At 29.5% G+C, this 12,883-nt stretch carries 12 protein-coding genes; 4 read left to right on the top strand and 8 right to left on the bottom strand.

Features of this window, described 5'->3' with window-relative positions:
• Positions 1-31 precede the first annotated feature (31 nt).
• Positions 32-862, top strand: coding sequence for a DnaJ domain-containing protein (locus HNP68_RS01220; protein WP_183219581.1), 831 nt, complete (start codon positions 32-34; stop codon positions 860-862).
• Here the strand turns inward: HNP68_RS01220 and HNP68_RS01215 are convergent.
• The 6 genes from HNP68_RS01215 to groL form a co-directional block, all read right to left on the bottom strand.
• Positions 859-2,001 (bottom strand): hypothetical protein, encoded by a 1,143-nt coding sequence (locus tag HNP68_RS01215; RefSeq protein WP_183219579.1) that lies wholly within the window; start codon positions 1,999-2,001, stop codon positions 859-861. The two genes, HNP68_RS01220 and HNP68_RS01215, sit on opposite strands and share 4 nt — an antisense overlap.
• 26 nt (positions 2,002-2,027) lie before the next feature.
• On the bottom strand, positions 2,028-2,927 hold the full coding sequence (gene secF / locus HNP68_RS01210; RefSeq protein ID WP_183219577.1) for a protein translocase subunit SecF: 900 nt from the start codon (positions 2,925-2,927) through the stop codon (positions 2,028-2,030).
• Complete coding sequence (gene secD, locus HNP68_RS01205; protein ID WP_183219575.1) at positions 2,911-4,671, bottom strand: protein translocase subunit SecD; 1,761 nt, start codon at positions 4,669-4,671, stop codon at positions 2,911-2,913. The genes secF and secD overlap by 17 nt, the downstream gene beginning before the upstream one ends.
• Positions 4,672-4,736: 65 nt before the next feature.
• Positions 4,737-5,069 carry a preprotein translocase subunit YajC gene (gene yajC, locus HNP68_RS01200; RefSeq protein ID WP_183219573.1) on the bottom strand — a complete coding sequence of 111 codons (333 nt, stop codon included), beginning with the start codon at positions 5,067-5,069 and terminating at the stop codon, positions 4,737-4,739.
• On the bottom strand, positions 5,062-5,358 hold the full coding sequence (locus tag HNP68_RS01195) for a hypothetical protein (RefSeq protein WP_183219572.1): 297 nt from the start codon (positions 5,356-5,358) through the stop codon (positions 5,062-5,064). The genes yajC and HNP68_RS01195 overlap by 8 nt, the downstream gene beginning before the upstream one ends.
• Positions 5,359-5,424: 66 nt before the next feature.
• Complete coding sequence (gene groL, locus HNP68_RS01190; protein ID WP_014653826.1) at positions 5,425-7,062, bottom strand: chaperonin GroEL; 1,638 nt, start codon at positions 7,060-7,062, stop codon at positions 5,425-5,427.
• A 188-nt stretch (positions 7,063-7,250) separates the two neighbouring features.
• Between groL and HNP68_RS01185 the strand changes: the two genes are divergently transcribed.
• The 3 genes from HNP68_RS01185 (at position 7,251) to HNP68_RS01175 (ending at position 10,551) form a co-directional block, all read left to right on the top strand.
• On the top strand, positions 7,251-8,939 hold the full coding sequence (locus tag HNP68_RS01185) for a histidine kinase (RefSeq protein ID WP_183219569.1): 1,689 nt from the start codon (positions 7,251-7,253) through the stop codon (positions 8,937-8,939).
• Between the two features lie 98 nt (positions 8,940-9,037).
• Positions 9,038-9,574 (top strand): oxidative stress transcriptional regulator BosR, encoded by a 537-nt coding sequence (gene bosR / locus HNP68_RS01180; RefSeq protein ID WP_183219567.1) that lies wholly within the window; start codon positions 9,038-9,040, stop codon positions 9,572-9,574.
• Entirely contained in the window at positions 9,571-10,551 is a 981-nt protein-coding gene (locus HNP68_RS01175) for an alpha/beta hydrolase (RefSeq protein ID WP_183219559.1), read from the top strand. Before bosR ends, HNP68_RS01175 begins: the two co-directional genes overlap by 4 nt.
• 29 nt (positions 10,552-10,580) lie before the next feature.
• Here HNP68_RS01175 and HNP68_RS01170 read toward each other — a convergent pair whose 3' ends face one another.
• A complete protein-coding gene (locus HNP68_RS01170) occupies positions 10,581-12,125 on the bottom strand; it encodes a maltose/glucose-specific PTS transporter subunit IIC (protein WP_183219558.1) in 1,545 nt (514 codons plus the stop codon).
• 47 nt (positions 12,126-12,172) lie between these two features.
• Positions 12,173-12,871, bottom strand: coding sequence for an N-acetylmannosamine-6-phosphate 2-epimerase (locus HNP68_RS01165; RefSeq protein ID WP_183219557.1), 699 nt, complete (start codon positions 12,869-12,871; stop codon positions 12,173-12,175).
• Positions 12,872-12,883: the final 12 nt, after the last annotated feature.

Here is a 12,883-nt window from a genome sequence, read left to right as displayed (position 1 = left end):
TAAATACAGGGGATTTGGAGGAGATTTTTTAATGACCAAAGACTACTACAATATACTTGGAATACAAAAAAATGCTAGTAACGAAGAAATTAAAAAAGCTTACAAAAAATTGGCAATAAAATATCACCCTGACAAAAACAAGGGAAACAAAATAGCTGAAGAAAAGTTTAAAGAAATAAATGAAGCTTATGAAATTTTATCTTCTCCTGATAAAAAAAGAAATTACGATGCTTTGGGCAGCACTAATTTTAATGGCAACAATGACTATTTTGAAAAAGAATTTAATAGCTCAAGATTTAGCAACTTTGAAGATTTCGATTTTTTTTCAAAAATCTTTAGCGGGTCTTCAAGAAAAACAACAGACAAAGAAATAACTGTAAATATTTCACTTTATGATGCTTATATGGGGGGTAAAAAAACAATACTGATAAACAACAAAAAATTTGAGATACTAATACCAAAAGGAACATTGGAAACAACTAAAATAAAAATAAACAATAAAGGACCTATTAATCCAATTTTTGGAACAAAAGGGAGCTTAATAGTCAAATTTGCTATATCAAGCTATAAAAAATTTAAACTGAATGGAAAAACCTTAGAAACAACAATAGAAGTTTATCCATGGGAAATAGCTCTGGGCTGTGAAAAATTATTTGAAACAATTGAGGGGAAAAAAATAAAACTTAAAATTCCTTCAGATGCTCAAAATGGCGAAATTCTAAACTTAAAAGAACTAGGAATGCCTATAATTGGAAACAATTCTAAAAGAGACCTTAAAGTCACTTTGATAGTAAAAATTCCCAAAATAATAAATAATGAAGTAAGAACTATTTACGAAAGATTAAAAGAGATATATAGTTAAAGTGTTTCTGAAAATAAATGCCCAAAATTTTTTAAATTTGCCTCCCAACCCGACCTATATTCATTAAATTTATTTATCTTAGACTCATATTCCTTGATTCCATCCTCAATATTATCAAAATTTTTAGCAATATCCACTGAAAATTGGAAAACATCCCCTTGTCGGGGAGCAAGAGTAAAAAAGGCAAATTTCCAATTTCCAGAATTTATAGTAGATATGATCCTTTTTTGGAAAACATAATCAGAGATTAAAACAAATTTTTGGAACTCTTTCCTTCTTAAATAAATAAGCTCATTCCATTCATTAAAAATAGCATCCGGCAATTCGTTTAAACCGATCTCAATTATATTATTAATAGATAAAAGAATTTGTAAAATTTCCAATAAATTCAAATAATAGCTATCAAAAGATTGAATTGTAATCTCAAGCAAAGCAATTTTTATAAGCAGTTTAGAAACGTCAAGACTATGATCTTTCATGATTTTATTAATTCTGTCTTTCGTGTGTTCTATAATAAATTTTTTATGAGTTTCTTTAATATTGTTGCTTTTTTTAATTTGTTCTACTTTTTCATAATAATCATTAATTTCTTTGTTAATTACATCTAAATTATTACTATTAGCCTCATTGGAGAAAAAATCAAACGAATTATTAAGTCGATCTAAAAATTCTTCTTGAATAAAGAATGTAGCAATTCTTATACAAGAAAATGGGGCTTTACTCTTTTTTTCAAAATTTTCAATCTTTTGCTTAAGATCTACTCTAAAGTTTAAATATTTAAGTTTATCTAAAAATTTATTAAAATGGGAAATATCTTCCAATAATTCATCTTCTTGAATGTCTAAAAATTCTGAATCGGGATGATATTTCTTTATCAAATTTTTAATAATAAGCAAAGTATCTAAAAAAATAGCTTTATTAGCATCCCAAGATTTACTGACGCTGGGATTAAAATCCCTATAAATCTTATCCAAAAATACAAGTTTATCCTTAAGTAAATTAGCATCGTTAATAAGGCTTGACTGCTCTCTATAAGAATAATAATTTATTAAACTATACCTAAAAATACTAAAATTAAGATATTTTTGAAAATCAAAAAACCTATAAAATCCTAACGAACCAAAATCAAAAAACTTCATGTCAAAACATCATCTTATTCAAAGATCTACTTTATTTTTCTATACAGTTTTAAAAGTATTGGAGAAGCTATGAACACAGAAGAATAAGTTCCAACAATTACACCTACCATAAATACCAAAGAAAAATCTTTTATAGATCCTTCGGTAAACACATAAATGGAAAATACTGCAACAAATGTCGTAACTGACGTCAAAACAGTTCTTGATAAAGTTTGACTAATGCTTATATTTAATATATTTAAAAATGCATTATCGGTTAATCGCTTAACATTATCTCTAATCCTATCAAAAATAATTATTGTGTCATTTAAAGAATATCCAATAATGGTTAATATTGCCACAATAATGTAACTATTAATCTCGATTCTAAATACCCCTAAAAAAGCAACTATAAAAAATATATCATGAAATATTGAAAGTATGGAAGCAATAGCATAACTTAGTTTAAATCTTAAAGATACATAAATCAAAATCAGAGTAAATGTTCCTAATACCAAAAATATCGACTTAATTCTCAAAGTAGAAGAAAAGCTTGAATCAATAAAATAAGAATCCAAAACTTCAATATTAGCATTAAATGCTTTTTTAAGTTCATCCATTATTGTCGTTTGAACTTGTGTTTTAAAAGCATAATCAATGATATCCGACTTTACCATAATAGAGAATTCACTTTTATTCTCATTCGGTGAAAAAATACTCTTAACATCTAAAGTCTTATAAATTGGAGAAAATATTCTTTTAATTTCATTTTCTTTAATATCTGATTTTTCTATTGAAAGATTAATATTAACTCTAGAAGAAAAATCTATTCCCCAATTGTATCCACCATGATACAAAAAAGTATAAATAAGTCCAATCAAAGTCAAAATAACACTAACAATTAAAACATTACTTCCATATTTTAAAAAATTAATTACTCTTTGCATATTTTGAACTCCAAGATATACTTATAAATTTGCTTTTTTTAACAGACATGATAAATTCCAAAATAAATCTTGAAAAAATCAAACTACTAAAAAGGGATGCCACAATTCCAACAGAAAGAGACCATGCAAAACCTTGAATAACTCCCGTCCCAAGAAGGGTTAAAAAAAGCACTGCGATAAATGTCGTTATGTTTGCATCCATAATAGATAAAAAGGCTTTCTTAAAACCATCTTCAAAAGCATTTTCAAATTTTCTACCTTCTCTAATTTCTTCTTTAATTCTCTCATAAATAATTATATTTATGTCTACAGCCATACCCATTGTCAAAATAAGACCTGCAATACTTGTTAAAGTTAAAGTAAAATTAAAAGCCGACAATATTGCTAAAATTAAAAACACATTATAAATAACAAGTGAAAACCCAGCTACAAAACCACTCAAACCATAATAAAAACACATAAACAAAAAAACCAAACAAAGAGCAAGCATAGAAGCTTTAATACCAAGATCAACAGTCTTAGCACCAAGAGTAGGTCCTATTATTCTCAAATCATCTATTTTAATTTCAACTGGAAAAGCAGCTGTTTTAAAAACTAAGGCAAGGTCTAAGGCCTCTTTTTTATCAAAAGAGTCACCTTGAATCGAAACATTACCACCAGTAATAGCATATCCAATTCCTGCCACAGACTTAATTTTACCTTCCATGACAACAGCCAAAGACTTTCCGACATTTTTCTGAGTAAATTTAAAAAATTTTTCACTTCCATCAACATCAAGATTAAAAACAACAATATCTCGACCCGTTCTAGGATCATTAGAGACCCCGGCATCTTTAATGTGAGCACCATCAAATGAATTTTCAGGACTTGAATCAACTACATAATAACGAACTGATGACTCATCATCTACCCCATAAGAATCTTTAACATACCAAGGAAAAATTTGCTTACTATCTGGAAGGTGCATATTTGCCTGAATTTCGGAAATAGAAAAAAGAGAACCCGCTTCTAATATTTTTTTATGCAAAAGTGTTGTAGATTCGTCATCAACCACATAAAAAGTCAAATTACCTTTCCCACTCAAAAGAGTGTTCACCCTGCTCTCATCTTTTTCTCCAGGAATATCTAAGAAAATTTTATTTCCTCCAGCCTCTCTTGCAATTTTAGGCTCTGTAAGTCCAAACCTATCTACCCTATCTTTAAGAATTTGCATTATGCGATAAATAGCATCTTCTTTCTCGGCAAAAGTCAAAGAACGGCCTAATTTTTTTTCAACACTTGAATAATCAAGAGAAATGGTAACACCCATCCCACCAGACAAATCAAGTCCAAGATGTATTATTCTACTTTTACTCTTCTTTATATTCTCATAATATTTATAAATCTCTAAACTTACTTCTCCCATATCAGAATCAGTCAAAAATCCTTCACGCAAAGATTTAGCAGTAAAAATATTAGGGGGAATTTTCATTGAAGACTTATAATTATTTTTTGCTATTGGAATTAAATAAGACAGGCTAGTCGGAATACTGCTATTGGGATCTTTATTATACAACTCTTTAAGCTGAACAAGATCGTTCAAAGCTTTTTTTTTTGAATAATCCCTTAAGGCCTCTTGTGAATATGAGCTTATTCTTTTATCCTCACTGCTCATTAAAAAATACCACTTTAAAGTCGGAAATATTAAAAGACACGCAAAAAACGTCACCAACAATATCAATATAAGCTTAGATCCTTTTTTCATTATACAAATCCTTAAAATTTTTAACAAATACCACTATTAGCTACCAGTCCTAATTTTACCTTAAATTATAATACCTTTTTAACTTCTTTCTCAGACAAAACTTTATCAATAGAGGTTTTTACAAATACTGCTTCGATATTTGGATTTAATTCTAAAATAACATCCGTATCCCCTAGTTTTTTTACAACTCCAAAAATTCCACCTATTGTTAATACCCTATCACCTTTTTTTAAATTTTTTATCATTTCTTTTTTATTTTTTTCTTCCTTACGCTGAGGAGATATCACTAAAAACCAAAATATAGCAATAACAGGCACAAAAACTAACAAACTTCGGAAAAAGCTACTATTGCCGCTAAACTCTTGCAATAAAAACACAAAACCTCCTTTACTATACATACGTCACTTTTATCTTATTAATATCATTGGGATAAACCACTCCAAATAAAAGCTTGAAGTCGTCCTTTTTGGTATAATTAGAATTACTTATTTTATTATACTCTTCAATTAAATAATTGATAAGAGTATCATCATTTCTATAAAGAGCTTTGCTAAAGGCACTTCTATAAAGCCCAAGTTCAAAAAGCTCCTTAACGCTTTTACCTTTGTTTTCTTTTAAAAGCTGTCTATCTACTATTGCTTTTGAACAATCATAACCTATACAAAAAACAAATTCATCCTCACTCAAAATAATTCCTTTGAATAATAAAACATTACACCGGCAAAAACACAAGTTCGCCGGTGAAACTTTAATTTACATCATTCCCATTCCTGGGTCCATAGGATAACCACCACCACCAGAAGTATTTTTCTCTTCTTTAATGTCAGTGATTGCACATTCTGTTGTTAATAAAAGTCCAGCAATCGAAGCAGCATTTTGAAGTGCACTTCTTGTAACCTTAGCAGGATCGATTATTCCACTCTCAATCATATTTACCCACTTAAAACTAGAAGCATCAAACCCAAGTCCTTTTTTCTCAGTTTTAATTTGATGGATATAAATAGACCCTTCAAAACCAGCATTTGAAATAATCTGCCTCATTGGCTCTTCAAGGCTTCTTTTTACAATCTCAAAACCTTGCTTTTCCTCATAGCTTAATTTGCTTGTATCTATTGTATCCAAATACATAGCAACTTCAATAAGAGTTGATCCACCACCAGGCACAACACCCTCTTCAACAGCAGCACGGGTTGCAGAAAGAGCATCTTCAACTCTATGTTTTTTCTCCTTAAGTTCTACTTCAGTAACAGCTCCAACATTAATAACAGCAACTCCACCAACAAGCTTTGCAAGACGTTCTTGAAGTTTTTCTTTATCGTATTCGGATGTTGAATCTTCAATTTGCTTCTTAATAAGCTCTGAACGCTCTTTTATTTGTTCTTTATTGCCAGTATTAATAATAGTAGTATTGTCTTTATCAACCTTAATAGTTTTAGCCTGTCCAAGCTGCTCAATCTCAACTGTCTCAAGAGTAAGACCTAGTTCCTCACTGATTAGAACACCGCCTGTAAGCACTGCAATATCCTCAAGCATTGCCTTTCGTCTATCACCAAAACCAGGCGATTTAATCGCACAAACTTTTAAAGCTCCTCTAACGCTGTTTAGCACAAGAGCAGCAAGAGCATCTCCTTCAATGTCCTCAGCAATAATCAACAAAGGCTTATTTGTTCCTAAAACTTTCTCAAGAACCGGTAAAAGCTCTTTAATAGAACTAATCTTCTTCTCATATATCAATATGAACGCATCATCAAAACTAACACTCATATTCTCTTTATTGGTGGAAAAATAAGGAGAAAGGTATCCTCTGTCAAATTGCATTCCCTCAACATAAGAAATCGTAGTATCAAAAGTTTTTGACTCTTCAACTGTTATAACCCCATCTTTTCCAACTTTATCCATTGCCTCAGCAATTTTTTCTCCTATATAACTGTCATTATTAGCAGAAATTGAGGCTACTTGTGCAATCTCTTCCTTTGTTGTGATCTTCTTTGCAGACTGTCGAATTTTCTCAGCAGCCAAATTTACAGCGTGATCTATTCCCTTTTTTATACCAATAGGATTAATTCCTGAAGATACATTCTTAAGACCTTCTCTTGCAATAGCATAAGCAAGAACAGTGGCAGTTGTTGTTCCATCACCAGCAACATCATTTGTCTTAATAGCAACTTCCTTTAAAAGTTGCGCCCCCATGTTTTCAAATGGATTTTCAAGCTCAATCTCGCGAGCAACGCTAACACCATCCTTTGTAACTGTTGGAGAACCGAACTTTTTATCAATAAGAACATTTCTCCCTTTTGGCCCAAGAGTTACTTTTACAGCATTGGATAATTTTTCAACGCCACTAAGTAAACTTTTTCTAGCATCCTCATTAAAATATATGTCTTTAGCCATAAAAATTTTACCCCTTTTATATATAAAATAATTTATATTTAACAATATAAGATTAGCATAAACTTAATACATTCGCCATAGCGTTTGTTTCTATATATCAAAAAATACAAAATATACAAAACTAGCATAAATTTTTATTATATAATGTAAATATTGAGTGATCTTCATATCATAAAGACAAAGAATTTATGTTTAGAAAACTAAAAAAATCAAAAACTTATATTATTATAATTTCAATAACTAAATTTTCAGAGGATAACCTGTTATCAATAATATCAAATATAAAATATTTAATTGAACACAAACAACTGGCTTACAAAATACATTGGACATTTCCAATATACTTTTTTGAAATCCTAAGAAAACATGAGGAATTAAATAAATGGCTATTTGAAAGATTCAAAACCAATATGGATACATATATACCTGGAACTTACAGTGGAAGCCCTCATGAATACATGTTGCATGATGAAATACATTTAGATTTGTATTGGGCACTAAAAAATCCATTCAAAAGTGGTTACAAAGACATATTTCAAAACAACCCTATTATGCTTTATATATACAACATAGAAAAGTTTAGAAAAAAAGTGACTGAGCTTTACAGAAAACTTAATTTCAATTATACAGAGGGAATAAGACAGAGCAAAAATAATAAAAACTACTTAATTTTTTATAAGAATAACTGCCAATATTTATATGAGGTCCAAAAAATAGATTCTCCAAAAAGCAACGTAGAAACTCTTATTTATTTCTATGAAATCAAAGAAACTTATGATAATCAAGAATTAAAAAATTTTTTACTTTATTTAAAATCCTTAGAAAATAACTTTCACAGCATCAAGATACAAAATCTTGAAGGATCCAAATTGACTACTGAACTACTAGAAATTCCAAAATTTAACTCACTCAAGGAGCAAGAACCGATAATAAATTTTCAAAACAAAAGACTTAAAGATTATCAAATCAACGAAAAAAGCTTAAGAGAATTTTTAATAAATAAACACCAAGAAAAAATTACCAAAAATTCTGAATCCATTGTGCCTAAAAATTTGGAATACAATATGGAAGGAAATTTCACACTATCTCACAATCAATACAATATCAAATTCGAAAACGGGAAATTAAATAAAATAAAATTTAAAGATAAAAAAGTTGAATTTCTAAACACATCTAGAACCTATTTTAAAGTTTTATCAAAAAAAGAACTAATAAAAGAAGCATCTATTGAAAATTCATTTTCCTTCTCAAATGAAAAAATTTTAGGAATAAAACAATATTTGGCTTTCAATTCCGCTACAAAATCAACAATTGATTTTTTCATAGATGAGAATATCCCTAGCTTCTTTGTATCCATTAAAATAAAATGGCCTTCTAAAATCAATCTGGATAAAAAAACCTTAAAAAAATGTAATCCTGACTATCTTCTTGAATATTCGGCCCTTGAAATACCTGTTTTTGAAATTTCAAAAGGAGCTAATTTAAAAATAACAGCAAAATACAGCGATCTTGATACTTATGAAAAAATAATAATAACTAAAAACAATCCCAAAGGCTACATTAATGGAACAGAATTTTTGATATCTAAAGGAAATGATAAAAACAGTAATTTTTTTATAAGCTTTTTAAATGTTGAAAAACAAATCATTCATACAATTAATTATAAGATTGAAAAAATAAATTCTAAAAAATGGTTAATTTTAAATATAGGGGGCTCTTATAACACAGTCAAGATCCAAGATGTAATAAACTACTCCCAAACACTAAATTTGATGATACTACCATTAAATAATAATTTTGATAACAAAATAAAACTAAATTCAAAAATAAAAAATTTAATTTTTTATACTGATATAAAAAAATATGAAAATAAATAAATAATAAGTAGTAAAATATTAATAACTAGGTATAAAATTATTCTAAGTAGAACATAAAAAGTATTTAATCTTTAATTTAAACAAAAAGGTATAACAATATGAATGATAACATAATAGACGTACACTCTGCATTAGAAAAAGTCGGTATTACGAATGATCCTGTATTATTAAAAAATTTAACATCAGAATTGGGAATGAAAGCATCTCATTCTAGAAATAGAATTATTCTCTACATAGCATCAAACCCAAAAGAATACTTTACAGCAAAAGAAGTCTATAACAAACTTATTAAAGAAATTCCAAGTCTATCAAAAGCAACAGTATATAACACATTAAACATTCTAAAAGAAAGAAATATACTAAAAGATATAAAAACTACTGATCAAAAAGAAACAAAATTCTACCTAAGCTTGGCTTCCACAATAGCCCACTTTAAATGCAATAAATGTAATCAAGTCCATCCTATTCAACTTGATGACATTAAAGATATTTTGAAAGACAAACTTGGAGAAAATTGGGAAACAAAATCTATTGAAATAATTTACTCGGGACATTGCAATAACTGTTACAAAAAAGATTCCCAAGCTGCCCATAACAATAATAATGGGCTAAATAACAAGGAAATCACTGTATGAACATAAAGAATATCATTTTTACAATTATATTCTTATTACTTTTAATACTAGTTAGTCCAAGGATAAAATTTAAAAATGAATTTTTAAAAAAACCAATTCCCAAAAACATCAAAGAAATTGATCATTACCTATTAAAAGAAGAGTTACAATTTAATTTAGAAAAAAATACAAAAAAAGAAATAATTTGGTATGAAGAGGTGCAAAAAACAAAATATTCTGTGGTCTACATTCATGGCTTTGGAGCATCAAAAAATGAAATTTATCCAGTTCCAAATAATATTGCAAAAGCCCTTAAAGCAAATCTTTTTTTTACAAGATTGAAAGGCCATGGAATAAACAATAAAAATGCATTTCGAGGAATAACTACCCAAGATTGGTTAGGAGACATTGATGAGGCTATTAAAATTGGCAAATTAATAGGCGATAGATTAATACTAATTGGCACATCTAATGGGGGTGCTGCTAGCATCTGGGCTTTGGCAAACTATCCAGATGAAATAAATTCAGCAATATTAATTTCTCCCAACATATTCCCTTATGACAAGAGAACAAATATCGTTTACTATCCTTGGGGACGACAAATTGCACATCTTATAACAGGTGGTTACAACAAATTCGAAACAAAAGAAGATAAACGAAAAGAACACATGTCTATAAAAAGCTACTCTTCAAAAGTACAACATGTAGATGCAATTATTGCAATGATGGGCCTTGTCACATTATTAAATTCATATAATTTCGATGAAATCAAAACACCTTTAATAATAACCCATACACCTAATGATCGTACAGTAGACCCAATAAAAATAAATGAATTTATAAAAAACTATGGCGGTGAAAAAAAAGATATTCCCATTATACTTCTTGAAGATTCACAAGCACACGTACCTATTGGAAATCAAAGCTATAAAAGCGCCCAAAATACATCATACTTCACAAAGTATGCAGTTGATTTCATAAATAAAACAAATAAGTAATAGCCTTAAGGCTATTACTTATTAAAAAATCAATCATCCAATAATTCTTCTATTTCATTCTTAAGAACACTAACACCTGGTCCGTAAACTACTTGAACTCCATTGCCTTTAATAATCACTCCCTTAGAACCGGTTTTTTTTAAAATTTTTTCTGAAACTTTAAGAACATCTTTTACTGTAATTCTCAGCCTAGTTGCACAACAATCAAGCTCAACAATATTTGAAGCACCACCAAGCCCAATAATAACCTTAGTAGCATAATTTTCTTCAAATTCATTACTTTTAGAATTTGGAGAATCTACAGAATTTAAATCATTCGTTCTACCAGGAGTTTTAAAATCAAACTTATTTATCAAAAATACAAAAGCAAAGTAATAAAGAAAAAACCAAACAGTACCTACAACTGGCACCAAAAGCCAATTAGTTCTTGAATTTCCCTGCAAAATACCAAAAAGAATAAAATCAATAAACCCGCCAGAAAACGTTTGACCTATTGTAATTTGAAGAATATGCGCCAACATAAAAGCAAATCCATCAAATATAGCATGAACAATATAAAGCATAGGAGCTACAAAAAGAAAAGAAAATTCAAGCGGTTCTGTTATGCCTGTCATAAATGATGTTAGGGCTGCAGATATTAAAAGACCAAAAACTTTTGCTCTCTCATCACGCTTTGCGGTGTAATACAATGCAAGTGCTGCTCCAGGTAAACCAAACATCATGGTAATAAATCGCCCACTCATAAAACGACTGGTTCCAACAAAAAACCTATTTGTACCTTGAGCAGCAAGTTCTGCAAAAAATATATTTTGAGTCCCTTCGATCAATTTCCCATCAATAATAACAGATCCCCCAAGGCCTGTTGTCCAAAACGGCAAATAAAATATGTGGTGAAGACCAAAAGGCCCAAGCATCCTTAAAAAAATTCCGTAAATAAGTGTTCCAATATAGCCAGTTGAATTTACTAGACCTCCCGCTTTATTAATTCCATTTTGTACAAATGGCCAAAAAATAAACATAATTACAGCAAGAAAAATACTAGAAAAAGAAACAACAATCGGCACAAATCTAGAGCCCGAAAAAAATCCAAGAACCTTAGGCAAATCTATCTTGTTAAACCTAGCATGAAGGTAATAAGTCAAAATACCGACTATAACCCCACCAAAAACCCCTGTTTCTAAAGTTTTAATTCCAAGAATAAAACCCACAGCACCACTAGAGAAAGATTCTGCTTTACCTGACACCTCAATTAAAACCCCAATAGTAGCATTCATTACAAGGTAACCAATAAATGCCGCAATCCCAGCCGTACCTCTATCTGATTTGGCAAGTCCAACAGCAATCCCAATAGCAAATATTGGCGCTAAATTTGCAAAAATAATAGAACCTGATGCACTCATTACCTTGAAAACTGATTGTAAGAAAAATATATCCAAAAAAGGATATATTTTAACAGTTTCCGGATTAGAAAGAGAACCCCCAATTCCTAAAAGCAACCCTGCTGCTGGCAAAATAGCAATGGGAAGCATGAAAGAACGCCCAAATTTTTGAGCTTGTTCAAAACCCTTTACCATAAAAACCTCCTAAAATAAACAATAAACTTACTATTTAATGTTTAAAATTATCTTTTAATTTGATTTATTTTTTCTACAAACTTTTTAGTAATCTCAACAGGTCTTGTAATAGCTCCCCCCACAACTACTAAATCAACCCCCATTTCAAAACACTTTTGAGCCTTTAAAGGGGTATCTATTTTTCCTTCCACTATTAAAGTAGCTTTCAAATTAGAATTAAGCAAGATTTTTAAAAAATTAAAATCATTGTCTGCAATATTAAAACCATTAGTACTTTTTGTATAGCCATACAAAGTTGTTCCAATAAAATCAAATCCCAATTTATCAGCATTGATAGCTTCATCTAAAGAAGAAATATCTGCCATTAAACACTGTCTTGGATATTTTTTTTTAATATTTTTAAAAAAATCATCAAGCAATACACCATCAGGCCTATTCCTAAGAGTAGCATCAAGGGCAATTATATCTACTCCTTCAATACAAAGCTCATCAATCTCTTTCATGGTGGGAGTAATAAACACATCACAATTATTATAATTTTTTTTAATAATACCTATTATTGGCAAATCAACTTCCAGCTTAATTTGGCTAATATCATTAATCCCATTGGCTCTTATTCCGATAGCTCCACCTATTTTAGCTGCTAAAGCCATCTTGGACATAATAAAACTACTATGTAAAGGTTCATTCTCAAGAGCTTGACAAGATACTATTAACCCCCTTTTAATTTTTGCAATAATAATCAAACCTCCTATAAA

Source organism: Borreliella yangtzensis (genome assembly GCF_014201775.1).
In the GTDB taxonomy this organism is placed as follows: Bacteria; Spirochaetota; Spirochaetia; order Borreliales; family Borreliaceae; genus Borreliella; species Borreliella yangtzensis.
This window is presented reverse-complemented; position numbering and strand designations above follow the sequence as displayed.

Coding starts and splice junctions, on each gene's coding strand:
- HNP68_RS01170 (WP_183219558.1), bottom strand. CDS start 12,125: ATGGTAAAGGGTTTTGAACAAGCTCAAAAATTTGGGCGTTCTTTCATG.
- secF (WP_183219577.1), bottom strand. CDS start 2,927: ATGCAAAGAGTAATTAATTTTTTAAAATATGGAAGTAATGTTTTAATT.
- HNP68_RS01185 (WP_183219569.1), top strand. CDS start 7,251: ATGTTTAGAAAACTAAAAAAATCAAAAACTTATATTATTATAATTTCA.
- yajC (WP_183219573.1), bottom strand. CDS start 5,069: ATGTATAGTAAAGGAGGTTTTGTGTTTTTATTGCAAGAGTTTAGCGGC.
- HNP68_RS01175 (WP_183219559.1), top strand. CDS start 9,571: ATGAACATAAAGAATATCATTTTTACAATTATATTCTTATTACTTTTA.
- groL (WP_014653826.1), bottom strand. CDS start 7,062: ATGGCTAAAGACATATATTTTAATGAGGATGCTAGAAAAAGTTTACTT.
- secD (WP_183219575.1), bottom strand. CDS start 4,671: ATGAAAAAAGGATCTAAGCTTATATTGATATTGTTGGTGACGTTTTTT.
- bosR (WP_183219567.1), top strand. CDS start 9,038: ATGAATGATAACATAATAGACGTACACTCTGCATTAGAAAAAGTCGGT.
- HNP68_RS01220 (WP_183219581.1), top strand. CDS start 32: ATGACCAAAGACTACTACAATATACTTGGAATACAAAAAAATGCTAGT.
- HNP68_RS01215 (WP_183219579.1), bottom strand. CDS start 2,001: ATGAAGTTTTTTGATTTTGGTTCGTTAGGATTTTATAGGTTTTTTGAT.